This is a genomic window from Burkholderia sp. AW49-1 (genome assembly GCF_053427845.1).
The window spans coordinates 23,067-48,934 of the sequence record NZ_JBSAXF010000032.1; the positions used below are offsets into that span (position 1 = coordinate 23,067).

A 25,868-nucleotide genomic window follows, 5' to 3' on the forward strand; every position below is an offset into this window, starting at 1 on the left:
CGATCATCACATCGGCGCAGCAGTTCGTCATTCCGATTCAGGAACCGGCAAGCCCAGCCGCCAGCTCAGATTCCTGCGCGCCTGCATCTCGCAACGCGTGTGGAAGAAGTCCGTCAGATAGATGCGCGGGCGTACGAGCAGCCCGCGCAGAATGGTCCGCTCATGAAGGTCGTAGGCCCGGTCGTCAAGATCGGGACGCTCTGCCCGCAGACGCCGGCCGTCTTCGCGAAACCGGCTGCGGGAAGCGCCGAGCGCTGCCAGATCGATGTCGCAGACGAAACGGGCATCCAGTCCTGCGGCAATACCCAGGTGGGTCGTCGCGAGAATCATCGCGCAGATGTGGTCGCATGCGCGGATTCGCTCGTCCGCCCGATGTCGGAACCAGTCAGCGCTGTTCTGCTCGTTGTCCTTCGCACCGGGCACGAAAATCACGTCATGGAACCACAGCGCGAGTTCGACGGCGTCCGGTTCGGGGATCGACGCGCGTGCCAGGTCGAACTGGCGCAAGCATCGCCTCACATGCACGAGCGTATGGTAACGGCGCGCCGGCTCCGTATAGCATCGCGCCAGCATGCGATAGACATCTTCGGCATCTGTTCCGCCGCTGCACGACCACAACGCGACGAACCGCTCCTGCATCCGGCTCACGTTCGCTCCTTGGCCCGGGGCATCTGCACATGACCGCCCCATGCCGACATTACCGCGATGCGTTCAGAGAAATTCCCGGCGGATGTCGATGCTCGACCGCTGCCCGATGTTTCCGTAGTGATGCGCGAGCCATGCGTCGGCTTCGCGGCGCCCGTGATCGTGCAGCTCGCTGAGAAACACCCAATCCGCGTTGTACTTGCTCGATACGCTCAACGCGCACATGGCGTCGTCGGCGCGAATCGAATGGATCAGCATTTCCTTCATCTCGCCGCGATCGATCGTGCCCTGCTGGATCAGGTCGGTGACGAACGCGATCGCTCGCATCTCGCGCATCAGCGACGAATTGAAACTGATCTCGCTGATGCGGTTGAGGATTTCCGCGGCCGTGATCGGCACGCCCCGTCGCACGAGCGGATTGATATGCACGATCACGACGTCGCGCGTCGCGCAATTGTAGATGAGCGGATAGATGGCCGGATTGCCCATGTAGCCGCCGTCCCAGTAATATTCGCCATCGATCGAGACCGCCTGGAACAGTGTCGGCACGCATGCCGATGCCAGTACCGCGTCGGCACTGACATCCTCGCCCGTGAAGAGGCGTATCTTCCCCGTCTCGACGTTGGTCGCACACAGGAACAACCGGATCGGACAGTGCTTGCGCAGCGCGCCGAAATCGACGTGGCTTTCGAGCACTTCGCGCAGCGGATTCAGGTTGTTCGGATTGAACTGATAGGGCGAAAAGACGCGCAGCATCATGTCGGCGAACGCATAAAGCGGCGAATGGTCGAGCCCGAAGCTGTGCGTGCCCTTCAGCCACGGCACCCAGCGCAGCGGGTTGTAGTGCTCCGCCGATCGCGCGACCGCCTGCCAGAAGTCGTGCAGTGCCTGACGTGCGCCGTCTTCGCCGCCTTGTTGCAGCCCGTACGCGAGCACGGCGGCGTTCATCGCGCCGGCACTGGTTGCACTGACACCCTCGATTTCGAGCCTGCCGTCTTCGAGCAGCCGGTCAAGCACGCCCCAGGTGAAGGCGCCGTGCATCCCGCCTCCCTGCAAGGCCAGCGCGATCTGTTTGCGAGGCAGATCGTTGCGGCGTCGTGTGTGCGTGATCGTCATGCCGACCTCCCAAACTATTCGTTATACGGAACAATTGCAGGTCACGAACGACGCGTCGTCACGCGATACGTCATCGTTCGACGCAGGTTTACTCATCCTGCGCGCGCGTCGAGTGCATCGAGCAGCGCTTTCGCCTCTCGCAGGTCGCGCGTGTCGAATCCTTCCGTGAAGCTGGCGTATACCTCGGACAGCGCCTGCCTCGCCTCCACGGTCTTCCCCTGCCGTTTCAACAGCCGCGCCAGGTCCGACGCTGCTCGCAATTCAAGCGCTTTGGCGCCCTGCCGGCGCGCTCGCGCGATCGCCCGATGGAAACAGTCAAACGCTTCGTCATCACGTGCGGCGGCAGCACCCTCCTTGCTCGCCGCGCCGACCAGACAGATTCCCGTGAGCCGATACAGCTCGGCCTCGTAGCAATGCTCGCCGGAGTGCTCGACGATCGTCGTCGCCTCTTCCAGCAGGTCCAGGGCGGCCCGCTCCGCACCCGCGCGCCGGTAACTGTCGGCGAGCAACGCGAGACAATAAGGTCGCTGATCTTCGCCCCCCGCTGCCCGCTGCGCGTCGAGGCCCAGCCGCATCTGCTCGATGCCGTCCTGGATGTCTCCATGCGCGCTCATCGCCCAGCCTCGCAAAAGCGTCCCCCACGCGAGCCAGTAAGGCAATCCGTGCTCGGTCGATACGGCAATGACCGCTTCCGCGCGCTCGGCGACAAGCATCGGTTCCCGCCTCAGTTGATGCAAGTGCGCCGTGTAGGTCAGACTGAACGCCAGGGACGGCCCGTAAGAAAGGTTCCGTGCAAGCGCAAGTGCCTCGACGCTGCGTTTGAGCGCCTGGTCGGGATACCCCTGAATCCACAAGGTCAGCACAAGAAAGCTGAGCGCCCGGATACCGGGATCCACGCCGTGTGCGAAGACGTGTGCCTGGTGCTGCTCCGGATCGTAGATCGCAAGAGCCTGTTCCAGATGCGCGCGAGCCGTGCCGAAATCACCCTGAAGAAAAAAGCACGAGCCCAGCGCGCTGTGCGCCTCGATGAGGAAACCGGGATCGTTCGCATGCCTTGCGGTTTCGAGCATCCTCTTGCCGAGATCGGTCGCGAGTGCGTACTCTCCGCGCACCACGTGGTACATCCTCAATCCCAGCTGCGTCGCAAAGCGCTGCGATGCCTCGCCCGTGCGATCGCACAACTCGAGCGCACGCGTATAGGTCGTGCCCACCTCCGTCGCGCCATACCCGCGCACGTCCATCAGGACCGGTCCAAGGGAAAGCAGCAAAGTCAGTTCCCAATGCGCACGCATGGGCGTGTCCGGCAGGCCCTTCAGCAACGCAAGCGCCGCTCCAAGGTGATTCATCGCATCGTGATGGGCGGCATGGCGCAGCGCCTGCTGCGCCGCGCGATGCAGGTATTCGACAGACTTGGGAATGTTCCCGCTTTGACCGTAGTGGTGCGCAAGCTCGCTGCAGTAATCGGCGATGCGTGTCGGGAACAGCGTTTCGATCGCCTGCGCGGTGCGCTCGTGCAGCGTGGTGCGCCGCTCTGTCAGCAACGAGCGCCCGGCCACTTCCTGGGTCAGCGCGTGTTTGAAGGAGTAGTTAACCTCCGGAAATGCGGGGCGCTCGTAGATGAACTCCGCTGCCTCCAGGTGGGCGAGCTGACGACGCAGTTCATCGTCGCGCGCCGGTTCCTCACCGCAGATTCGCCGGATCAGACTGAACGGGAACTCGTGGCCAATCACCGCGAGCGCCTGCAGCAGCTCCTTTTCTTCGATGGGAAGGCGATCGATACGCGCAGCCAGCACGCCCTGCACGGTGGTAGGAATGTGCAACGTCGCCGGGGTCTCGACGATGTGATAACGCCCGGCATCGCCGAGCAGCGATTTCTCTTCCACAAGCGTCTGGACCACTTCCTCCATGAAGAACGGGTTGCCCTCCGTCTTCTCCAGAATGAGCTGCTTGAGAGGCACGAGCGTGCGATCCTCGCCGAGCAGCACCGTGAGCAGTCCTTGAGCATCGGACGGGCCAAGCGGTTCGAGCCGGATCCTGCTGCAATGCTCCGCGTCGGCCCATGCGGGCTGATACTCGGGCCGGTAGTTCACGAGAAGCAGGATGCGTGCGTCCGGCACGTGGTCGATCAGGTAGGTGAGGAACGCTTCCGTTTCGCGGTCCAGCCACTGCAGATCCTCGAACAGCAAATGGACCGGCTGATTCTGGCTCTCTCGCACGAGAAGCTGCCTGATCGCGTCGAAGGTGCGGTCGCGCCGGATCTGCGGATCCATGTCGACGAGTACCGATCCGCCCTCGCCGATTCCCAGCAGATAGAGCACGTAGGGCACGAGATCCTCGAAACTTCGCTCGAGCGCGAGCGCCTTGCCGATGACCTTCTCCCGGCAGCGCCGCTCGTCGTCCTGCGTCGTGATCTGGAAATAGTTCTTCAGGAGTTCGATGAGCGGCAGATTGGGAAACGCCTTGCCGTGCGAGACCGAGAATGTCTCCAGCACCAGCGCGCCACGTCGCGAGCGCTCCTTGAACTCGTGGAAAAGACGAGACTTCCCCACGCCCGCCTCCCCCACGACGCCGACGACGCGCCCGTGCCCGCTCCTCATTGCCTCCAGCGCGCGGCTCAGATGCTCCATTTCCGTCTCGCGACCGACGAACCGCGCGAGACCGCGATGTGCCGCCAGCTGCAGGCGCGTGCGCAGCGCACCCAGGCCAAGCACCTCATAGACGCAAAGCGGCGCGGGAATTCCCTTGAGTTGTGTCGCACCCAGCGCCTTGAACTCGAAATAGCCTTCGGCGAGCTTGTGGGTGGACTCGCTGACGAGAATCGACGTCGGCGTGGCGATGCCCTCGATCCGCGACGCGATGTGGATCGTATGCCCGAGCGGATCGTATTCGGTGTGCAAGTCGACGGTTCGGATGGAACGGACGACGACCTCGCCCGTATGAACGCCGACGCGAATCTGCAGCGGAATGCCTTCCTGCAGACGAATGCGGTCGCCATGCTGCCGCATCGCCTGCTGCATGCGCAATGCGGCGAACAGCGCGCGCTGCGCATGGTCTTCGTGGGCGATCGGTGCGCCGAACAGCGCGAGGATGCCGTCGCCGAGCGATTTCGCGACGTACCCCTCGTAGTAGTGGACCGCTTCCATCATCAGCTCGACCACGGGCACGATCAGGCGATGCGCCACTTCGGGATCGAGATCGTGGATCAGCGCGGTCGACCCGGCCATGTCGGCGAACAGCGCGGTAACGGTCTTGCGCTCGCCGGCGGGCTCGCCGCGCGCTTCCATGGCCGCGTGTTCGGCACGGATCCGCTCGGCGAGATGATCGGGCGTGTAATGAATCGGAGTGGCCGGCGGTTCCCGGACCGACGGTCGGGCAAACGACGGCGCGGCGGCTGGCGCCAGCGACGTTCCGCAATTGCTGCAGAAGCGGGCCGCCGGCGCTGCCTCATGCCCGCATTGCGGACACGTGCGGGACAGCACGGCCTGACATTCCTGGCAGAACCTCGCACCGGGAGGATTCTCGGACCCGCAAATTGTGCAGCGCATAAAACCCTCTTCCAGCCAAGGGTCGACCTCGAAACATTATGCGCCACTCTCTGCGGGGAACGAGGGCCGCGAGCGTGATCGTGCGTGCCGGCAGGGAAAAACGAATGGCTCGACAGCCCTACATTTTCCCCGCCAGATGAAACCGCGACGCCGGATGCCAGAGCCTGACCGACGTGGCGACGTGCTCGCCGACCCACGTGCGGCGCCTCAACACCAGACACGGCTCGCCGATCTCCATCACGAGATGTCGACGCACCTGCGCGTTGGGTTTCTCCGCATAGATCCGGAACTCCGCGCGCTGGATCGGCGCCAGTCGCACCATGTAGTGGTTCGGCGTCTCGAGCGTGAAATCCTGTTCCAGATAGGCGGGAAACAAGGCCGGATTGACGTAGCGATCCTCGAACTGGATCGGCTCGTCTTCCTCGAAATGCACGATGCGTGAATGAAACACGGGCCCGGAACGCAGCCCGAGCGCCTCGATCGCATCCGGGTCGACGCTGCGCTCGATCAGCAGCACGCGCGCGCTGTGCCGATGACCGCGTTCGGCAATCTCGTCCGCGATGTTGCGGATTTCCAGCACCGTCGATTCGTAATGCCGGCGCTCGACGAAGGTGCCGGCACCCTGGATTCGGGTCAGCACGCGTTCGGCCGTCAGTTCTCGCAGCGCGCGCGACACGGTCATCCGGGCCACGCCGAATTCCTTGACCAGTTCGGCCTCGGTCGGGATCGCGCCGCCGGGCTTCCAGTCGCCCTTCGCGATTCGCTCGACGACGTAGCGCTTGATCTGTTGATAGGCCGGCAGTGCGCGCGCCGGCACGGCATCGCCCAATGCCCTTGCCGGTCGTGCGGAAGGGTGTCTTTCCGTTTCGTTCATGCGCCCTCGACCGAATGAATGATGGATGATCCGCCAGTCGCCGCCCGACGCTACCGCAGTGACGGCGGTTCGCCCGCGACGATGCCGGCCGCGATCGCGATGTCGTCCGCCAGCGGCCGGTCGTCGTGGTAGGCCGGCACGCGCTGGCGCACATATCGCCACAACGCATCGGTCGACGGGGCCGGCGCCGCTCCGTTCGCCTGCAGATCGTATGCCTGCGCGGCGGCAAGCAACTCGATCGCGAGCACGCGCGTCGCATTCTCGATGATGTCGAGCGCCTTCAGCGCGGCCGGCGTCGCATGGCACAGGTGGTCTTCCTGCAGGCCGGACGTAATGCCGCCGTCGAGGCTCGCCGGCGCCGCGAGTCGCTGGTTCTGCGCGACCAGCGCGACCGCCGTGTACTGCGCGATCATGAACCCCGAACACGTGCCGCCCGGCGCCGCGAGAAAAGCCGGCAGCCCGCTCACGAGCGGATTGACGAGACGGTCCAGCCGCCGCTCGGCGATTGCCGCCACTTGCGCCATCGCGGCCGCGAGGCTGTCCATCGCCAGCGCGATGCCCGCGCCGACGGCATGCGCCTGCGAATGAACGGCCGGCGCGTCGCGCGTACCGGCAACGATCGGATTGTCGGTGACGGACGCAAGCTCGCGATCGACGACTTCCGCTGTCACCGCGAACACGTCGCGGGCCGCGCCATGCACGTGCGGAATCGTGCGCAGGCTGAGCGGATCCTGCGTATGCCGGCCGCTCGCCGCCGCAAGCATCGGGCTGTCGGCAAGCATCGTCCGCAAGCGCGAGCCGACGTGCCCGATACCGGGCGAGATCCGCAGCGCGAGCGAGGCCGGATCGAACGCCGCGAGCTGTCCGCCGAGATTCTCGAAGCTCGTCGCCGCGATCCAGTCGGCCCAGTCGAGCAGCCGCTCCGCGCGGGCGAGCGCGAGCGCGGCGAGCCCCGTCACGCACGGCGTGCCGTTGACCAGGCTCAGCCCCTCCTTCGCGCCGAGCACGAGCGGCTTGCGGCCGACGCGCCGCAGCGCCTCGTCGCCGCGAATGCGCTCGCCGCGATGGCGCGCATGACCGTGCCCGATGCAGACGAGCGCGACGTGCGCCATATGGGTCAGATAGCCGACCGAGCCGTGCGCCGGCACCTCCGGCAGGCAATCGTGCTCGAGCAGCGCGACGAGCTGTTCGACAACATCGGCATGCACGCCCGAATGCCCGTGCGCGAAGTTGTTGATCGCGGCCGCGATGATCGCGCGCGTTTCGGCCGCGCCGAGCGGCATGCCGACGCCGACCGCGTGGCTCATCAGGATGTTGCGCGACAGCGTGCTCTGCTGCGCCGGCGACACGATCACGTCGCACAGCGCGCCCACGCCGGTGTTGACGCCGTATGCGCGAATCCCGCGCGCGACGATCTCGTCGACGAGTTCGCGTGCGGCGACGACACGCGCGCGTGCGTCGTCGCTCAGCGCAAGCGGCTCGCCTGCCGCCACTGCCGCAACCTGTCGCCAATCGAGCGGCCGTGCCGCACGGAATACGGTCATGACTGCCTCAGTTCGATGTGCGGTCGTGGTGGCTCGACACGAACTGCCGGAAACGTTCGGAGCACTGTCCGCCGAACAGGTCGTCGGGCGTGCCGTCCGAGTCGACTTCGCCCTGATGCAGGAACATCACGCGATTCGATACGTGCCGCGCGAAGCCCATTTCGTGGGTGACGACCAGCATGGTGCGCCCCTCCTCCGCGAGCGAACGCATCACGCGCAGCACTTCGCCGACCAGCTCCGGGTCGAGCGCGGACGTCGGTTCGTCGAACAGCATCACCTTCGGATGCATCGCGAGCGCGCGGGCGATCGCGACGCGCTGCTGCTGGCCGCCCGACAGATGCGCCGGATAGTAGCCGCGCTTGTCGGCGAGACCGACGCGCGCCAGCAGCGCCTCTGCCTCCTCGACCGCTTCTGCGCGGCTGCGCTTTTGCACGCGCAGCGGCCCCTCGACGAGGTTGTCGAGCACCGTCATGTGCGACCACAGGTTGAAGTTCTGAAAGACCATGCCGAGCTGGGAGCGGATCCGGTCGACCTGGCGCCGGTCGCTCGGATGCAGCTTGCCGTCGCGCGCGCGCTTCATCGCGAGCGTTTCCCCGGCGAGCGCGACGGAGCCGTCGTCAGGTGTCTCGAGCAGGTTCAGGCAGCGCAGGAACGTGCTCTTGCCCGAGCCGCTCGCGCCGAGGATCGAGATGACGTCACCCTCGTGCGCGTCGAGCGAAATGCCTTTCAGCACATGATGATCGCCGAACGACTTGTGGATGTTCTTGACCGACAGCGCGACGGGAGCAGCGGTGTTCATCGGATTCTCCTGGAAAGGATGGGGACGCTCAGGATGCGACGCGCCGTGGATTGCGCGTCGCCGCGACGGACGCACCGGACTGCTTGGGCGCACGCAGGTGCCCGGAGAGTCGCCATTCGAGCGCGCCGAGCAGGCGTACGACGATGAAGTTCAGGGCCAGATAGATGACGGCAGCGCAGGCGAAGACCTCGGTCGTCCGATAGGTTTGCTGAATGATCTGCTGCGCGACACCCGTCACTTCCCATACCGTGACGAGGCTGGCCAGTGCGGTCGACTTGACGAGCAGCACGGCCTCGGTCGAGTACGCGGGCAGGCACTGGCGCAGCGCGATCGGGCCGATCACGCGCCGCAGCAGCGCGAAGCCCGACAGCCCGATCGAATAACCGGCCTCGATCTGCCCGACCGGCACGGCCATCAAACCGCCGCGCAGGATTTCGGCCGTGTAGCCTGCCGTACACAGCGCGAGCGAGAGCACCGCGCACACGTACGGCTCGCGCAGCAACGGCCACATGAAGCTTTCGCGGATCACGCCGAACTGGCCGAGCCCGTAATACACGAGGAACATCTGGATCAGCAGCGGCGAGCCGCGAAACACGAGGATGTAGCCGCGCGCGAAGCGGTTCGGCAGCCAGTGCGGCGACACGCGCATCGTGACGATCACGAGCGACAGCAGGCCGCCGAGCACGAGCGACGCGAAGAACAGGCCGAGCGTGGTCGGCACGGCCGCGAGCAACTGGCGCAGCGTATCGAAGAGAAAGTCGAAATCGATGGACATGCACGTTCTCCGTCAGTTGCGCGCGAAATTGCGGCGGAACGACCGGCCGACGATCGCTTCCGCCCGGTTGAACACGCGGTTCGACAAGCCCGTCATCAGCAGATACAGCGCACCGCCCGCAACGAAGAACACGAAGTACTGGTGAGTCGAATTGGCGGCGATCTGGCTCGTGCGCAGCAGCTCGGCGAGGCCGGTGACGGAGATCAGCGCCGAGTCCTTGAGGCTCAGTTGCCACACGTTGCCGATGCCGGGCAGCGCGAAGCGCAGCACCTGCGGAATCAGGATGCGGCGCAGCACCATGCTGCCCGGCATGCCGATCGAGCGCGCCGCCTCGAGCTCGCCCTTCGACACCGCGAGCACCGCCGCGCGATACACCTCGGCCTGGTAAGCGCCGGAGATCATCCCGACCGCGAGCGCGCCGATCACGAACGGCGGCACGCCGATGAAGCCTTCCGCGCCGAACCACTGGCCGACGGCCGTGACGAGCGTCGAGCCGCCGAAGTAGAACAGATAGATGACGAGCAGTTCCGGCACGCCGCGAAACACCGTCGTGTACAGGTCGCCGAGCAGGCGGGCGCTGCGGTGGCGAGACAGCTTCGCCGCCGCGATCGCCGCGCCGATCACGGCGCCCACCGCGAGCGCGGCGAGCGTCAGCGCGACCGTCATCAGCGCCGCGAGCAGCAGCACACCGCCCCAGCCTTCGGTTCCGAAGCCGAGCATTTCAAGAATCGCCATGCGTGCCTCCCGGCAAGCGTTGAGTGAATCTGCGGGATGCGTGCCGCCGCGCGTCGTTCGAACCGCTTACGCGGCGGCCGCCGAATGCACGCTTAGGGCGTGACGTCGGTCTTGAACCACTTGTCGGCCAGCTTCTTCACGGTGCCGTCCGCGAGCGCCGCGCCGATCGCCGTGTCGAACTTCGTCTTCAGGTCAGCGTCCTGCTTGCGGAACGCGAGGCCTTCGCCCGGCCCCCAGATCGGGCCGCCGAGCTTCGGCCCCGCGAGCACGATCGACGCGTTGTCCTTCTTCGTGTTGTTCGCCGCGTAATACGTGACATCGTCGAACGACGCATCGATGCGCCCGGCGACGAGATCGAGGTCGCGCTCGGGCGAAGTCTTGTACACGCGAATCGACGCGATGTCCTTGAAGCTGTCGTTGATGAACTTCGTATAGACGGTGCCCGACTGGATACCGATCGTCTTGCCCTTCAGCTGCTTGCGCAGCGCGTCGACGGTGGGCTTGTCGGCGTTCGCGTCACCGGTCAGCTTGACCATCGGCGCGCCGGGTGCGGCCTTCGGCAGGATCTTGGTATCGGTGACGGCGAACGTCGCGGGCGTCGCCGCATACGGACGCGAGAACAGCAGGATCTTTTCGCGCTCCGGCGTGATGGAGATCGCATCCATCAGGATATCGAACTTGCCAGCCTGCAGGCCGGGAATCATCCCGTCCCAGTCCTGCGCGACCATGTTGCACTGCACCTTGATCCGCTCGCATACGTTGGCGAGCAGTTCCGGTTCGAAACCGCCCAGCTTGCCGCCCGGCAGCGTGAGGTTCCACGGTGCGTAGCCGCCTTCGAGCGCGACCGTCACCGTCTTCCATTCCTTTGCCTGCACCGGTGCGGCGAGCGTTGCCGCTGCTGCCGCGATGACGCCGATCGTCCTCATTGCCCACTTGATGCGCTTGCCGTTCACGAGAGTTCTCCTTGCGTTGAAGTGCGTCATCCCTTCGGTGCAGCAAGCCGCCTCAGGAATTTGTCTATACAAGCATGCAAGAAGAAAAACAGCGAGACAAGCAGCGATCAAAAAAAACCGTGAAAACGCGGGAAATCCCCTAATTTAGGGGCTCTGACGTGCCTCGCTGCGGGGAATTCAGGCACGCAGTTGGTGCATGCCGGACGATCGAATCACTAGGATGACTAGACAAATCCTGAATTCGATCGCACGGCACAGGCAGAGGGAACTCCGGCTGCAGCGGGCAAGAACGCGGCTAGGTGATCACGCCGACCTGCCAGGGCACGAATTCGTTCTGGCCGTAGCCGTGCAATTCGCTTTTCGAACGATTGCCGGACGCGCAGGCGAGCATGCGCTGGAAGATCGTGGCGCCGAGCTGGTCGACACTCGACGTGCCGTCGATCACGCCGCCGCAATTGATGTCGATGTCGTCTTCCTGACGCATCCACAGCGCGGTATTCGTCGCAAGTTTCAACGACGGCGCCGGCGCACAGCCGTACGCCGAACCCCGCCCCGTCGTGAAGCAGATCAGGTTCGCGCCCGACGCGACCTGCCCCGTCGCCGACATCGGGTCGTAGCCGGGCGAATCCATGAAAACGAGGCCGCGTGCGTCGATACGCTGCGCGTATTCGTATACGTCGACGAGATTCGTGTTCCCGGCTTTCGCGATCGCGCCGAGCGATTTCTCGAGGATCGTCGTGAGCCCGCCCGCCTTGTTGCCGGCCGACGGATTGTTGTCCAGCGCAGCGCCGTGACGTGCGCAATAGGCCTCCCACCACGCGATCCGCGCGAGCAGCTTTTCGCCGACGTCGCGGCTGACGGCACGCCGGGTGAGCAGATGCTCGGCGCCGTAGATTTCGGGCGTTTCGGAAAGGATCGCCGTGCCGCCCTGCCGTACCAGCCGGTCGACGGCCGCCCCAAGCGCGGGATTCGCCGAGATACCCGAGTAGCCATCCGAGCCGCCGCACTGCAGCCCCACCACGAGATGCGCCGCCGGCATCGCGACCCGCACCGCGCGGTTGGCGTCCGCGAGCATGTCCGTGACCATCGCGATGCCACGCTCGATCGTCTTGCGCGTGCCGCCACTCTCCTGGATCGTGAAGTGGCGCAGGCGCGCGGCGTCCGTGTGCCCGCCTTCGCGCAACACGTCGCTGATCTGGTTGGTCTCGCAACCCAGGCCGATGAACAGCACCGAGTGGAAATTCGGATGCGCGGCATAACCCGCCAGCGTGCGCCGAAGGATCGCGATTCCGTCTCCGCGCGAGTCGATCCCGCAGCCGAGGCCGTGCGTGAGCGCGATCACGCCGTCGATGTCCGGATAGTCGGCCAGCGCCTGCGGGTTCACCTCTCTCCGGAAATGATCGGCGATCGCACGCGCCACCGTGGCGGAGCAATTGACGCTCGTCAGTATCCCGATGTAATTGCGCGTCGCGATCCGCCCGTCGTCTCGGCGAATGCCCATGAAGGTCGCCGGCGTGTCGTCGAGACGCGTCGGACTCGCGGCGGCACCGAACGCGTGCTCGCGCGCGTACTCGGCCATGCCGAGGTTGTGCACGTGCACATGCTGACCGCGCGCGATCGTCTCGCGCGCGACGCCGATGATCTGGTTGTAGCGCCTGACCGGCTCGCCCTTCGCGATGTCGCGCACGGCGACCTTGTGACCCGGCGGAATCAGCCCGGACACGACGAGCGCCTCGGACGCGATCAGGTCGCCGGACACGAGCTGGCGCGTCGCGATCACGACGTCGTCGTTCGGATGCAGCCGGATCGCGACCGGCCCGGTGACGGGAAAGGACATGACAGTGATCCTGGATTGAGGATGGGTGGTTCAGCGCCGGCAAGCCGCCTTGCGGCGCGCCGGCGAACGCTTCAGCGATGCGAGCCGGCCCGCGCGCCGCTCGGCGCGCTTTCCGCGCCCGCGTGCCCCATGCCGCGCAGCGAGCGCAGCAGCAGCACGCTGACGAAACACAACGCGGCCACCACCACGAAGCCGGCGCGCGAATCGTGCGACGCCGCATCCGCGAACGCCTTGATCTGCGGCGACACGAAGCCGCCGAGATTGCCGATCGACACGATGAACGCAATGCCGCTCGCGGCGCCCGTCCCGCCGAGATAACGCGTCGGCAGGCACCAGAACACCGGCTGGCACGCGACCAGCCCCGGGATCGCGATGCAGAAGGCGAGCAGCGCCAGCACCGGCGTGTTGATCACGGATATCGATGCGAACGCGAGAATCCCTACCGTCAGCATGCCGGTCGCGACCTGCAGATGGTTGTCGTGACGATCCGCGAAGCGCGTCGCGACGATCATCGCCGCAATCGTGCACAGCCACGGAATCATCAGCAGCATTCCGATCTTTCCATCGATCTGGGTGCCCATCGTCGCGGCGAATTTCGACGGCAGGTAGAACGCGAGCGGCGCATTGCCGATCTGGATGCAGAAGTACGCGGCAATGAAGGTCAGCACGCGACGGTCCTTCAGCACGCCGAACACCGTCGCGGACAGGTGTCGCGATTTCGCGCGCTCTTCCGCGTCGAGCGTGTCGCACAATGCGCGCTTCTCGTCGTCGGTCAGCCAGCGCGCGTCTTTCGGCCGGCTCGTCAGGTAGAAGAACGCGATCACGCCGACCACGGTCGCCATCAGCCCCTCGACCAGATACATCCATTGCCAGTTCCGCAGGCCGAACATGTCATGCATCTGCAGCAGGAAGCCCGACAGCGGATTGCCGATCAGCATCGCGATGGGCACGCCGAAGTAGAACAATCCGAGCGCGCGGGCGCGCCCCTTCGCGGGAAACCAGTAGGTCAGGTACAGGATGATGCCGGGAAAGAATCCGGCCTCCGCCGCGCCGAGCAGGAAGCGGATCGTATAGAACTGCGTCGGCGTATGCGCGAACATCATCGCCGCCGAGACGAAGCCCCACGTCACCATGATCCGGCTCATCCATACGCGCGCGCCGATGCGATTCATGATCAGGTTGCTCGGCACTTCGAACAATGCATAACCGACGAAGAAAATGCCGGCGCCGAATGCGAATGCCGCATCGCTCAGGCCCGTGTCGGCCTGATAGGCGAGCTTCGCGAAGCCGACGTTCGCGCGATCGATGAAGGCCAGCGCGTACATCAGCGTGAGGAACGGCAGGAGCCGGACGGCGGCCTTCCTGACCGCCCTGGCAAGGTGCTGCGATTGCTGCGGATCGTGATTCATCGTTGTCTCCGGTTTGGTTCTTGTCGTGATGCCCGTTCGATTACGCTCGCCATTCGGGCCCGTCCGGGTACGCGAATGCATCGAGCGACGCCGGCTTCATCGTGACGCCGTAACCCGGCGCCTCCTGTGGCATCTTCTGGACGTCGGAAAGCGAATGTCACGTACCTGCACATCGATAATGCGTGTCGTCATCGTTGCGTGTCTCCATTCCACTTCATTTGATTGCGCTTCGCGGGTGGGCCGGGCCGCACGCCCGCTCACCCCAGCGCCGCGATCAGGTACGGCTGCGCGACCGGCAGCTTCAGCGCGCGCGCCATGTCGACCACCGGGCGCAGGCGCCGTGCCTTCTTCACGTCGTGATTGCCCGCGATATCGGCCAGCCGGTGCGCGAGGAACGGGTTCAGGAAGCGGTCGCGCACCTCATCGAGGTAGGCCAGCGCCGCGTCGCGCTCGCCGAGCGCATCGAACACCGGCATCACCTCGTCGTTCCATACCGTCTCGAGCGGCGCGCGGTACGCGGGATCGTCCATCGCCGCGCCCACCGTCATGTCGGGCGCGCCGCCGCGCGTGCGCCATTGCTCCGCGAGCACCGTGTGCCCGAGATTGAGCAGCAGCAGCTTCAGGCGCTCGTAACGTTCGAGGTCGTCGGTCACGACGATGTCCGGGTGCTCGCACGGCAGCGTCATCCCCGCCGTGCGCCGCACCGCCCACAACGCATACGGTTCGGCGATCGCGCCGACTGGCTGAATCGGCTCCGACACGATCCGGTCGACGAGCGAGTTGACCCACACGCAGCCGTCGATCAGGTAATCGACGAACGCCGCGTCCGCGCGCCAGCCCCGCGCGACGGCGACGACCAGGTCGCGCAGCGCGTCGCCATTGCGCGCGACGAGTTCGCACGGCAGCAGCGTGACGGGCGCCCCGCCCGCGCGGAAGCGCTCGTGCAGCAGCACCGCGAGCTTCGCCGCGAAACCGCGCGGCGCCCGGTGGCCGGCCAGAAGATCGGCCCCGTCGTCGTCGAACAGCGCATAGCCGCTGTCGCCGGTGTTGGACACGATGGCCCGAACCTCGCATGCGACGCGTTCGCGCAACCGTGCCCAGTCGTCTGCCGCATGCAACGCTTCCGTGATCGCCGTGCAGTCGACCTCGCGATCGATCGTCTCGCCGTGCCGCCGACCACGAATCCTCACCGGGTAGCGGCCGCTCGCGCGCAACGCATCGATGCGCGCGCGGCTTTCCGCGCTCGACGTCGTCTGCACCACGGTGATCGCGCCGAGCGCACGGCCGGCGGCCAGCGCTTCCGACACGAACAGGTCGACGTGCGCCTGGAGAAAGCGGCTGGTGCCGAACTGCAGGATCGGATTGCCCATCGGTTCGCGCTCCGCGTTCAGCATTCGACGAGCGCCTTGATCACGCCGGCGTCCGGTTCGAGGAGTTCCGCGAACCGGTCGGGCAGGTCCGCGAGCGTCAGCGCGTGCGTCTTCAGCGCATCGGTCGGCACCCGCCCCGCACGCATTGCGTCGAGCACCGTTTCGAAATCGGCCGGCGTCGCGTTGCGGCTCGCGAGCAGCGTCGTCTCGCGCTTGTGGAATTCCGGATCGGAGAACGAAATGCGGCCCTTCACGAGCGAGATCAGCACGTACTTGCCGCCGTGCGCGACGAAGTCCAGGCCGCGCTCCATCGCCGCGAGATTGCCGGTGGCGTCGAACACGACATCGAAGAATTCGCCGTCGGTCAGCGCCGCGAGGCGCTCGACGTCGGCTCCGCTCGTGTCGAGCGGCACGGTGGCGTGCGCGCCCAGCGCCGTCGCGCAGACCGCCAGCCGGTCCGCGCGGCCGTCGAGCACGCAGACCCGCGCGCCGCGCAGCGTGGCGAAGATCAGCGCGGCCATGCCGATCGGGCCCGCGCCGACGACCAGCACGCGTTGCCCGGACCGGACCTCGGCACGCGCGACCGCGTGCGCGCCGATCGCGAGGAATTCGATCATCGCGGCCTGATCGAGCGTGACGCCGTCGGCCGCGAACACGAAGGCCTGCGGCACGGCGAGGTATTCGACCATGCCGCCGTCGGCGTGCACGCCCAGCACCTCGATCCGGGTGCAGCAATTGGTCTTGCCCGCACGACACGCGACGCACGTCCCGCACGACAGATACGGCATCACGTAGACCTGGTCGCCGGCCTTGACGCGCGCGCCCGCCGGGGCGGTCTCGACGACGCCGGCCAGCTCGTGCCCCATCACCCTTGGATAGGCGAGGTACGGCTGGTTGCCGGTGAAGATGTGCATGTCGGTACCGCATACGCCGACCCGCTTCACGCGAATCAGGACATCGTCGGGGCCTGCGGCCGGCACCGGGCGCTCGGCAACGACCAGACGGCCGGGTTCTTCACAAATGACGGTTCTCATCAATATCTCGGTAAGAAATGAAACAGGACGGTATGGTCCGTGTCATCACCAAATTGGCCTGACCGGACACAGGCTATTGATCTAGCCACAATTGGTCAAGCCAATTGCCGGGATATTAAGGAAATTCTTTAGAAGGCACGGCGGCGAGCACGTGCCGCACTGGTCGAACATATTCCGCTTCTCCCACCACGATCGGGCATGAGGCGAAGCCGACGGGCACACTGACGGCTCGGACATTTGGTAAGGCCAATTTGCCCACTCAACTCCCGCGACATAGGCCGACGCCCTCGAGACCGCATCAATTGGTCAGGCCATTCAAAGTGCAGTAGACTGATCGCTTCGGAACGGACAACCGCGCGACGCGGCAAGGGGGAGCATTGCTGGACCAGTTCAAACAGGTGGATACGCGCCGCCTGTATCAGCGCATCGCCGACCAGATTCGTTCGCTCATCGAAGAGGGGCGGTTCGCCGACGGAGAGCGCCTGCCGCCCGAGCGGGATCTAGCTCAGCAGCTCGGCGTATCACGCCCGTCGGTTCGCGAGGCGCTCATTGCGCTGGAGATCGAGGGCATCGTCGAAGTCCGGATGGGATCCGGCGTGTTCGTGTGCCCTCCCGCGAAGGCGTCGAACGCCGCGGCGACACCGCTGGGCGAAAATCCGATCGAACTGATGAGCGCCCGGGCCGCACTGGAAGGCAGCGTCGTCGAACTCGCATGCGCACACGCGACGCCCGAACGGCTGGCGCCCGTGCGCCGCGCGGTCGAGGCGATGCGGTCCGCCATCGCGGAAGGCCATTCCCCGCTCGCGCACGATCGCGAATTCCACGTCGCGATTGCAGCAATGACCGGCAATTCGGTGCTGGTCAGGCTGGTGGGCGAGCTGTTCGACGGACGCCACAGTCCGATCTCGTCGCGCGTGAGCGCGCGCACCGAAAGCAGGCAGACGTGGGCAAAGGCGTTCGACGAACACGAGTCCATTCTTCATGCGCTGGAAAACGGCGAGGTGCTGATGGCCCAGGCGGCCATGCGCACGCATCTATACGCATCGCAACGACGCTGGCTGGAACAGGAGCGAAACTGACCCGGGCGGGCCGTCCATGAAACGGTTCGGTGTCCTGCTTGAACGCGGCATTCGCGCGGAAAATCGCCGGGACGCCGGTATCGGGCGCCAGGTTGACGTTGCCGTCGCGGCCCGGCGACGGCCTGAAATCGGATTGCTACGAATCCGCCCCGCCCTCGTCGATCTCGATCGACGTCTCCCAGCGGAAATAGCCGGACACGGCACCATCGCGGTCCAGCACGGCGAAATCGGCCGTGCACGTGGTGGCGCCCGCGGCCAGCACGTCGCTGCGCCAGTAGTGATCCGGCATCGGCCGACACTGTGGATGGAGCAGGTCGTCGCCGGACGGCACCGGCGTCGCGGCGTCGCGCACCTCCGGTTCGATCGGCGCGACGATGCCCGCGTCCTTCAATGCGAACCGGATGAACAGCACGCTCGCTTCGGCACGCAGCGCCAGCGCCGTTTCGCGCAGGCGGAGCTGGTCGCCCGGCGACAGGCCGGCAAAGAGCCGGCTGTCGTTTCGGCCGAGCGCCCCGGTGTCGCCGGGGCTCACCACGTAGATGTGCCGGCCGTCGATCACCGTCGGCGTATCGGCGTTCCGGCTCGCATCGGGATAGGTCGACAGCAGCGTGACGGCATCGACGATCGCAAGCACATCGCAACGAAGACCAGACATGGCACGTCCTCCGGAACGGGAATATGACGCGGACGACCGCCGCGCGGCCGCCCGCCTGCCGAGATCAGTTGTGAATCGAGATGAACGGATCCCACTGATAGCAACCCAGCGACTGGCAGTTGCGGTCGATGATCTGGAAGTAGAAGTGATAGGTGACGCGGCCTTCCGACAGCGTTTCCGACGACCAGTAGTAGTTGTCCACCTTCTGGCAGGTCGGCGTCGACGGCGAGCTCGGATTCGGAATCGGGACCGATGCGGTGGCCTTGCGCGGCGTCGGCGTCGAAATCAGGTCCTTGCCCTGGTTCGCGATGAAGCCGTAGAAAACCACCTGCTTCTCGAAGCCCAGGGACAGGCTCGTTTCGCGCCAACGGATCAGGTCGCCGACCTGGGCTCTCAGGTCGAGTTCGCCGCCCGCCTGCCCGGAGACGACGTTGTCCTGGTTCGTGACCATGTACACGTGCTTCCAGTCGATCAGCGTCGGGTTTTTCGGATCCCGGCTGGGATTCGGATATTTCTGGAGAATCGTTTCGGTATCGATCGAGACGAGCACATCGGTAACGCGTGACATAGGAACTCCCGTTCAGGTAAATGGGGCGGCCGGTGCGCGGACCGTTTCATACGACCTTCAATCACCGATCGGGTGACGATTCGTCATGAAACCTTGAAACTTCAAGTTGTCCCGCGATTTAAATTTACACCGCGCAGTTAATCCAATGGACCTGTAAACGCTGACAGTTCTCGATTATTTTTATAAGGTTTTTTGCTTTATCAAAACAATGCCCAGAATTAATCCAATATTTCGCACTCTTTTCGGGAAGGATAAATCAACGACCAGAGGCACACTCCGCAAAGATTCGCAAGGAAGTGAAACATTCCGCCGTTCTATCATCATTTTTCATCAATATCACCGCCCCAATACGAATCCACGACCTCGATGCACAAACGCGTTAATTAAGCGGCGCACCTCAAACCGAACCGAAACAAAAAGACTCATGCAACTCGCCTCGAATCCGACATTACTTTAACGAGTTTTTGACGGCATTATTTCACTCCGCATTCCACCCGTCTCGATTAATATAAAATCCGAACCGAAACCATCGACGACATAAGTTCGCACTCGATCGCGCCCGGTACGTCATCACGGACACATAAGCGCCCGGTTCCAGCACGAGAATCCGGTCCGCGAGGAAGATCGCCTCGTCGAGATCGTGCGTGATGAACTGGATCGTCGCGTCGATATTGCGCCAGATGTCGAGCAGGTGTGTCTGCATCCGCGCACGCGTCTGCGCGTCGAGCGCGCCGAACGGCTCGTCCATCAGCAGGACGCGCGGACGGTTCGCGAGCGCGCGGGCGATCGCCACACGCTGCCTCATGCCGCCCGACGACTGATGCGGATACACGTCGGCGAAACGCGTCAGCCCGACCAGGTCGAGCCACTGCAGCGCCTCGCGTTCGGCTTCGCTGTTGCTGCTGCCGTTCATTCGGAGGCCGAACATCACGTTCTTCTTCACGGTGAGCCACGGAAACAGCGTATAGCCCTGGAACACCATCCCGCGATCGGCGCCCGGCTGCCTCACATCGTCATTGCGGACACGTCCGGCGCAGCGCGGCCCGGCGTTCCCGGCAGCACCTCTCGCACCGCGAGGATTCCCGGCCCCGGCGGCGGGCCTCCGGTGTCTTCCTTCTCGGATTCGTCAAGCGGCCAAGCCCGCCGACGCCAACACCGGCACTTCCGGATTGAACCGCGTCATGCAATTCAGATCGAGCGCGCGAATCTGCTCGGTCATGAAGTCGACGAAGATCCGGATGCGCGTCGGGAGGTGTTGCCGGCTCAGATAGCAGATGTAGTGGCCGCGATCCTCCGGCACATGCTTTGCCAGCGCGACGACGAGTTCGTTCGACGCGAGATGGTCGCGGATCTGGTAGCCCGCCAACTGCGCGATGCCCGATCCGTTCAGCACCGAACGCAACACCAGATCCACATCGTTGAACGTGAGGCGCGACGTCGGCAGGTACTTCTGCACGCGGCCGTCCACGTTGAACTCCCATTCGAACAGGCGTCCGCTCGCAAACCGGAAATTGATGCACTCGTGCCGGTCGAGCTCCTCGACACTCTGCGGAAGGCCGTGCTTCGCGACATACGACGGCGCCGCGCACAGCGCCATCTGCATCGGAATCAATTGCCGGGCGATGATGCTGGAGTCCTCGATGCGTCCGTTTCGAAACGACACGTCGATCCGTTCGGACACCAGATCGACCGGCCGGTCGTCGAGCAGCAGATCGATGACGATGTCCGGATAGGCGTGCGCGAACTTTTCCAGCAGCGGCGCCACGATTTTCCTGCCGAATCCCACTGCCGAGCTGATGCGGATGAGGCCGCGCGGCGGCCCCTGCCGCAATTCCAGCATGTCGTTCATGGCTTCGACGATCTGCGCCACGCCCTGATGGCAATTCTCGAAGAAGCGCCGGCCCTCGCACGTCAGCTCGGTCGTGCGCGTGGTCCGCTGGAACAGCCGCGTGCTCAGCTGCGCCTCCAGCTTCTGGACGTTCCGGCTCACGGCCGGCCGCCCGACGCCGAGCAGTTCCGCCGCCTTGGTGAAACTCCCCTCGCTCGCCACGGCGACGAATGCAAGGATGCCTGCGTAGCTCGCTCCGAAGCTCGCCGACAGAGCATCGGCGCGATTGGCCAGGTCGCGCCGCGCGCCGTGTTCCGATGGTTCCGTTTGGCTCATTTCCGCTTCCTCAGACATGTCGCTCACTCCGGTTGCCCGCCGCCGGCGTGCGCCGGCGAACAGCCGCACGTGCGAACGTGAATCAGCTTCTTGCCAGCCACTGGTCGAGACCGATGCGGCCGAGCCGCGCGGCCCCTAGCGGCACCAGCGATGTTTCCTCGACGCGGCCGCCGTAGTAGCGTGCGTCGCGATCGGTCACCACCGCGCGCGTATCGCCGACCGACTTCAGGTAGCGCGCGACGATCTCCGCGAACGGCGCACGATCCGGGCCCGCGATCTCGATCGTGCCGTTCTGCGGCCCGGCGAGCGCGCCCTGCGCGACGAGTGCCGACACGTCTTCGGCGGCGATCGGCTGGAACAGTCCGTCGCCGATGCGCACGGTGCCGTCTTCGGTGCCGAAGTCCGCGATGCCGCCGATGAATTCCATGAATTGCGTCGCGCGCACGATCGTGTACGGCACGCCCGCCGCCTCGATCGCCTGCTCCTGCGCGACCTTGGCCGCGAAATAACCGTTCTCCGGCATCCGGTCGCAGCCGACGATCGACAGCGCGACGTGATGGCGCACGCCCGCGGCCACCTCGGCCTTGCCGAGATTGCGTGCCGACGTGCGGAAGAAGTCCAGGACCGCCTGCGGTTCCCATGACGGTGCGTTCGCCACGTCAACGACGACGTCCGCGTCCGTCAATGCGTCGGTCAGGCCCTCGCCCGTGACGGTATTGACGCCGGTGCGCGGCGACGCGGCGAGCGCCTGATGACCTGCTTCCTCGAGCAGCGTGACGACGCGCGAGCCGATCAGGCCCGAACCGCCGATGACAACGATCTTCATCGCAAAATCTCCTGACGATTGGATTGCATGTGAATGCGAGCGGGACATGACGGGTGCCGAATCCGGTGAAAGCGGTGATGACTGTCGCATCGCGTGGCGCAATTGTGGAAGAATCATGTCCTATCCATCAGTGCCAAGAATCGTCGATCGGACTGGTCCATGCCGTGCCTGTTCCGTCACCCACGAGGCCGTCATGTCTACGCAACCGTCCACGCTGACCATCGAAATCGACCGGCAGCATCAGTTGCCGATCTATCTGCAGATCTGCGAGCGGTTCAGAACCGCGATCGCCGCGGGCCACCTGCGTCCCGGCGATCGCGTGCCGGCGCTGCGCGGTCTGGCGACGCAATTGAACACGGCGCGCGGCACCGTCGAACAGGCCTACACGATCTTGGTCGACGAGGGATATCTGCAAATGCGCGGCGCGGCAGGCACGTTCGTCTCGCCGTCCCTGCCGAAATCGCTGCCGCGGGCGATGCCCGCGCGTGACGACGAATCGGCAGCGCCCGTCGACAACGCCGGCGTGCTTCAGGCGCCGGGCGCGTCGCGCGACAGCCCCCCGCCGCGGCGCGCGCAACCGATCGCCGTCGCGATGAGCGGCGAGCCGCGCCCGTTGCAGCCCGGGGTCCCTGCCCTCGACGCCTTCCCGCGCAAGGTCTGGCACCGCCTCGTGTCGCTGCGCGCGCGCAGCGGCGATCGCGCGCTGCTGGGCTACCCGAATCCGGCCGGTTATCGGCCGCTGCGCGAACACATCGCCACCTATCTGGGGCTGTCGCGCGGCGTCACCTGCGTGCCGGAACAGGTGTTCATCACCAGCGGCTACCGTGCCACGCTGGAACTCGTGCTGCGCAGCCTCGCACGCCCGAACGACCGCGTCTGGTTCGAGGACCCCGGCTATCTGCTCGCACGCAGTTTCTTGTCCGAGACGGGCGTCGAACTCGTCCCGGTGCCGGTGGATGCCGAGGGAATCGACGTCGAACGCGGCCTGCAACTGGACGCGCACGCGCGCTTCGCACTCGTGACGCCGTCGCATCAGAGCCCGCTCGGGCATACGCTGTCGCTGTCCCGCCGCGTCGCGCTGCTGGACTGGGCCGAAAAGACGTCGGGGTGGATCGTCGAGGACGACTACGACAGCGAGTTCCGCTATCTGGGCCGCCCGCTGCAGGCACTGAAGAGTCTCGACCGGCGCGATCACGTGATCTATTGCAGTACCTTCAGCAAAGCGATGTATCCCGGTTTGCGGCTCGCGTACGCGGTCGTGCCGGAGCGTGCGGTGGAGCGCGTCGAACGCGTGGCCTGCAGCATGAACGCCGGCTCGCCTGCGCTCCTGCAGGCGGCCCTGGCCGATTTCATCGAACAGGGCCACTTCGCCCGGCACCTGAAGCGCATGCGCACGCTGTACGGCGAGCGCCGCACGCTGATCGTGCACGCATTACGGCAGGCATTCGGCGAGCGGCTGATCGTCGAGTTGCCGCCTGGCGGCATCCAGTTCGCGGTGCGGTTCACGGCGGGGCCCGACGGGCCGGTCGACGACGTCGCCGTCGCCGCGCGCGCCCGCGAAGCCGGGCTCGCGGTCCTGCCGCTGTCGATCTGGTACACGAACAGCCACACGCAGCAAACGCCGCGCGGCCTCATCATCGGGTTCGCGAACATCGGCGACGCGGACGAAGCGCAACGTCACGCCCAAACGCTGCGCGCGTGCCTGGGCCGCTGACGCGCGGCGCGCACCAATGGCGTGCGGCCGGGCGTGCCGGCAACCGCTGCCGCCGGGCGCCTCGTTGAAATTCACGGTGCGGTCCCGATTGGTGTCCAACGGGAAACATACAATCGCCCGGAACGGCCGTACCGCCATCCGGTGCGTGCCTCTAGCATGGAAGCGTCTTTCTCCCGTAGACGAACCGGGAATCGGGCTTCACCGGAAGGTTGCCGCATTCCTCGGACAATCAGCCGCGCCCGTCATTCCCTGAATACGCTATTTGCCCGGGCAGCCCAGCCCCTTCGCAAGACGTTTCGACACCCGAATGACCGAGGGTCGGAGCGTATCGCTGAATTCGAGCACGCATCATGGATGACAACAAGCTGCAAGCCCCGCCGCTTTCCCTCCTCGACAGATATCGAGGCCGGGATTTTCAACCGCTTTACACCACGACCGTCACCGTGTCCGGCGGCGAGACGGGACATGGCCGCGCATCCGGCGTGGTTCGCTCGGACGACGGCAATCTCGCCGTCGATCTGCGCCTGCCCACCGAGTTTGGCGGGCCCGGCAACGGGACCAATCCGGAGCAGTTGTTCGCGGCAGGCTTCGCCGCGTGCTTCCACGGCGCGCTCAATCTGCTCGAGAAACGCGCCGATATGGAAACCCCCGATACCGCCGTGGAGGTGCAGGTCTCGTTCGGCCGCGATCCCATGGATGGCGGCTATGCGTTGCTCGTCGACGTTCGGGTGCGGATGCCCGGTGTCGATCGAAACCTCGCGGAAGAAATGGTTCGAACCGCGGAACGCTTGTGCCCGTATGCGAAGATGGCCCGGCAGGGCACCGTCAATATCGTGACCGTCGTCGACTGACCAGGCGCTCGTCGTGCCGCGGCAGTGCGTCGTCCGTTGCCGCAACGGCGCGCCGCCCCCGCCGCGCATCTCGCGATACGCGCGGGGGCAACCGGTCAATCGAGCGATGCCTGCGGGTTACCGGCCGCCAGCGCCTCGGCCCGATTCGGTGCCGGCGGATAGATCCATTGCGTGTTGATCATCTGCTTGCGCGCCTTTCCTTCGGCACGCGTCAGTTTGATCTGCCGATCCCAGCCTTCCGAGTACACGGCACCCCAGTCGCCCAGGTCGACGCATGTCGCATAGAACGGCTGCCGATATTCCAGCGTCGGCACGCCGATCAGATCCGCCGCGACGTTATGCCCGCCGAATTGCCCCATCACGATCGCGTGCTGGCACGACATCAGCGCATAGTGCCCTTCATCGTCGCTGCGCGCGCGCGCCACGTCTCCCGCGACGAATACGTGCGGCGCTTCCGCCACGCGAAGATCCGGTGCGACTTCGACGCGCCCGAGCGGGTCCAGATGCGAGGAGACCTGCGACGTCAGCGGGCTCGCCTGCATTCCGCCCGCCCAGATTACGGTCATGGCCTCGATGTGCGTGCCCGACGCGGTACGAACGCCGTCGGCCGCGACCGACACGACGCGCGATCCGAGCACGGCCTCGACGCCCAGCGACGCGAAGGCTTCGGCGACATACGGCCGAGGATTGGGGCCGAGATCGGGACCGATGTCGTCCTGCGCGCCGATCACGACGACACGCCCCGTCGTCTGCGGGCCGAACCACTCGCGCAAGCGCTTGGGCAACTCGGTGGCGACCTCGATACCCGTGAAGCCGCAGCCGACCACCGCGACCGTATTGCGTGCCGGCGATTCCGGCAGTTTCGCGAGTGCCGCGAAGTGTTCGTCGAGCGCGACGGCGTCCTCGATGCGATCGACCGAGAACGCGTGTTCCGCGAGCCCCGGCACCGGCGGTTTGCTCAACCTGCTGCCGCTCGTCAACAACAACCTGTCATACGCGAGCAGACGTCGCTGGCCGTTGGTGCACGCGACGCTGACCGTCTTTTCGCGGACGGAAATCTCCTCGACGCTACCTTCGAGAAACCTCACGCCGACCGCATCGAGCAGCGGCAACAGCGGCGCGGCCATCCGCTGCGGCTCGCTTTCGTACAGACGCGGCCGGATCTGCAGTTCCGGTTTCGGCGAGATCAACGTGATCTCGACGTCGCCGCTCGTCACACCGGCACCATCCAGCACGCGCGCGGCACCCAGTGCACCCCACACGCCGGCAAAGCCGGCCCCCACTATCAGGATCTTCTGCGACATGATCATTGCCCTCGGTTGATGTCGATGGCGGCAACTCGCCGCGCGAAATCATCGTAGGTCGACACGGCATT

Annotated in this window: 21 protein-coding genes and 1 pseudogene; 3 read left to right on the top strand and 19 right to left on the bottom strand. The window is 65.5% G+C overall.

The window, feature by feature from the left end:
• Nucleotides 1–27: 27 nt before the first annotated feature.
• From ACV22W_RS29090 to ACV22W_RS29150, 13 genes are all read right to left on the bottom strand, one after another.
• Nucleotides 28–648, bottom strand: coding sequence for an HD domain-containing protein (locus ACV22W_RS29090; RefSeq protein WP_448022890.1), 621 nt, complete (start codon nucleotides 646–648; stop codon nucleotides 28–30).
• Nucleotides 649–711: 63 nt separating this feature from the next.
• Nucleotides 712–1,761 carry a patatin-like phospholipase family protein gene (locus ACV22W_RS29095; protein WP_448022891.1) on the bottom strand — a complete coding sequence of 350 codons (1,050 nt, stop codon included), beginning with the start codon at nucleotides 1,759–1,761 and terminating at the stop codon, nucleotides 712–714.
• Nucleotides 1,762–1,853: 92 nt separating this feature from the next.
• Nucleotides 1,854–5,306 carry an adenylate/guanylate cyclase domain-containing protein gene (locus ACV22W_RS29100; RefSeq protein ID WP_448022892.1) on the bottom strand — a complete coding sequence of 1,151 codons (3,453 nt, stop codon included), beginning with the start codon at nucleotides 5,304–5,306 and terminating at the stop codon, nucleotides 1,854–1,856.
• A 118-nt stretch (nucleotides 5,307–5,424) separates the two neighbouring features.
• Nucleotides 5,425–6,180 carry a histidine utilization repressor gene (gene hutC / locus ACV22W_RS29105; protein WP_448022893.1) on the bottom strand — a complete coding sequence of 252 codons (756 nt, stop codon included), beginning with the start codon at nucleotides 6,178–6,180 and terminating at the stop codon, nucleotides 5,425–5,427.
• Between the two features lie 50 nt (nucleotides 6,181–6,230).
• A complete protein-coding gene (locus ACV22W_RS29110) occupies nucleotides 6,231–7,724 on the bottom strand; it encodes an HAL/PAL/TAL family ammonia-lyase (protein ID WP_448022894.1) in 1,494 nt (497 codons plus the stop codon).
• A gap of 7 nt (nucleotides 7,725–7,731) precedes the next feature.
• Nucleotides 7,732–8,523 carry an ABC transporter ATP-binding protein gene (locus ACV22W_RS29115; protein ID WP_448022895.1) on the bottom strand — a complete coding sequence of 264 codons (792 nt, stop codon included), beginning with the start codon at nucleotides 8,521–8,523 and terminating at the stop codon, nucleotides 7,732–7,734.
• A 28-nt stretch (nucleotides 8,524–8,551) separates the two neighbouring features.
• Entirely contained in the window at nucleotides 8,552–9,298 is a 747-nt protein-coding gene (locus tag ACV22W_RS29120; protein ID WP_448022896.1) for an ABC transporter permease, read from the bottom strand.
• 12 nt (nucleotides 9,299–9,310) lie between these two features.
• Nucleotides 9,311–10,033, bottom strand: a complete 723-nt coding sequence (locus tag ACV22W_RS29125) for an ABC transporter permease (protein WP_448022897.1) — start codon at nucleotides 10,031–10,033, stop codon at nucleotides 9,311–9,313.
• Between the two features lie 92 nt (nucleotides 10,034–10,125).
• Nucleotides 10,126–10,959, bottom strand: coding sequence for a transporter substrate-binding domain-containing protein (locus ACV22W_RS29130; RefSeq protein WP_448022921.1), 834 nt, complete (start codon nucleotides 10,957–10,959; stop codon nucleotides 10,126–10,128).
• 322 nt (nucleotides 10,960–11,281) lie between these two features.
• Nucleotides 11,282–12,823, bottom strand: a complete 1,542-nt coding sequence (locus ACV22W_RS29135; RefSeq protein WP_448022898.1) for a UxaA family hydrolase — start codon at nucleotides 12,821–12,823, stop codon at nucleotides 11,282–11,284.
• Between the two features lie 71 nt (nucleotides 12,824–12,894).
• The gene (locus ACV22W_RS29140) at nucleotides 12,895–14,232 is read right to left on the bottom strand and encodes an MFS transporter (RefSeq protein ID WP_448022899.1); all 1,338 of its coding nucleotides are present in this window, start codon (nucleotides 14,230–14,232) and stop codon (nucleotides 12,895–12,897) included.
• A 257-nt stretch (nucleotides 14,233–14,489) separates the two neighbouring features.
• The gene (locus ACV22W_RS29145) at nucleotides 14,490–15,602 is read right to left on the bottom strand and encodes a mannitol dehydrogenase family protein (RefSeq protein ID WP_448022922.1); all 1,113 of its coding nucleotides are present in this window, start codon (nucleotides 15,600–15,602) and stop codon (nucleotides 14,490–14,492) included.
• Nucleotides 15,603–15,619: 17 nt separating this feature from the next.
• Nucleotides 15,620–16,636: a zinc-binding alcohol dehydrogenase family protein gene (locus ACV22W_RS29150; RefSeq protein WP_448022900.1), complete on the bottom strand. Its 1,017-nt coding sequence runs from the start codon at nucleotides 16,634–16,636 to the stop codon at nucleotides 15,620–15,622.
• 377 nt (nucleotides 16,637–17,013) lie between these two features.
• Between ACV22W_RS29150 and ACV22W_RS29155 the strand changes: the two genes are divergently transcribed.
• Nucleotides 17,014–17,715 (top strand): FadR/GntR family transcriptional regulator, encoded by a 702-nt coding sequence (locus tag ACV22W_RS29155; protein ID WP_448022901.1) that lies wholly within the window; start codon nucleotides 17,014–17,016, stop codon nucleotides 17,713–17,715.
• A 136-nt stretch (nucleotides 17,716–17,851) separates the two neighbouring features.
• Here the strand turns inward: ACV22W_RS29155 and ACV22W_RS29160 are convergent, their stop codons facing one another.
• The 5 genes and pseudogenes from ACV22W_RS29160 to ACV22W_RS29180 all read right to left on the bottom strand — a co-directional run bounded on the left by ACV22W_RS29160 (nucleotide 17,852) and on the right by ACV22W_RS29180 (nucleotide 21,928).
• On the bottom strand, nucleotides 17,852–18,370 hold the full coding sequence (locus tag ACV22W_RS29160) for an AidA/PixA family protein (protein ID WP_448022902.1): 519 nt from the start codon (nucleotides 18,368–18,370) through the stop codon (nucleotides 17,852–17,854).
• 64 nt (nucleotides 18,371–18,434) lie between these two features.
• Nucleotides 18,435–18,938, bottom strand: a complete 504-nt coding sequence (locus ACV22W_RS29165) for an inclusion body family protein (RefSeq protein ID WP_059525772.1) — start codon at nucleotides 18,936–18,938, stop codon at nucleotides 18,435–18,437.
• 592 nt (nucleotides 18,939–19,530) lie between these two features.
• A pseudogene (locus ACV22W_RS29170) lies at nucleotides 19,531–19,947 on the bottom strand (ABC transporter ATP-binding protein); the annotation flags it as partial.
• 117 nt (nucleotides 19,948–20,064) lie between these two features.
• Nucleotides 20,065–21,102, bottom strand: coding sequence for a LysR family transcriptional regulator (locus ACV22W_RS29175; protein WP_448022903.1), 1,038 nt, complete (start codon nucleotides 21,100–21,102; stop codon nucleotides 20,065–20,067).
• Nucleotides 21,103–21,184: 82 nt separating this feature from the next.
• Nucleotides 21,185–21,928: an SDR family oxidoreductase gene (locus ACV22W_RS29180; protein ID WP_448022904.1), complete on the bottom strand. Its 744-nt coding sequence runs from the start codon at nucleotides 21,926–21,928 to the stop codon at nucleotides 21,185–21,187.
• A 193-nt stretch (nucleotides 21,929–22,121) separates the two neighbouring features.
• Here ACV22W_RS29180 and pdxR point away from each other — a divergent pair, with 193 nt between their 5' ends.
• Nucleotides 22,122–23,642, top strand: coding sequence for a MocR-like pyridoxine biosynthesis transcription factor PdxR (gene pdxR, locus ACV22W_RS29185; protein ID WP_448022905.1), 1,521 nt, complete (start codon nucleotides 22,122–22,124; stop codon nucleotides 23,640–23,642).
• 350 nt (nucleotides 23,643–23,992) lie between these two features.
• Entirely contained in the window at nucleotides 23,993–24,493 is a 501-nt protein-coding gene (locus tag ACV22W_RS29190; protein WP_448022906.1) for an Ohr family peroxiredoxin, read from the top strand.
• Between the two features lie 95 nt (nucleotides 24,494–24,588).
• On the opposite strand, the gene ACV22W_RS29195 is transcribed toward ACV22W_RS29190, so the two are convergent.
• Nucleotides 24,589–25,797, bottom strand: a complete 1,209-nt coding sequence (locus ACV22W_RS29195; protein WP_448022907.1) for an NAD(P)/FAD-dependent oxidoreductase — start codon at nucleotides 25,795–25,797, stop codon at nucleotides 24,589–24,591.
• Nucleotides 25,798–25,868 lie beyond the last annotated feature (71 nt).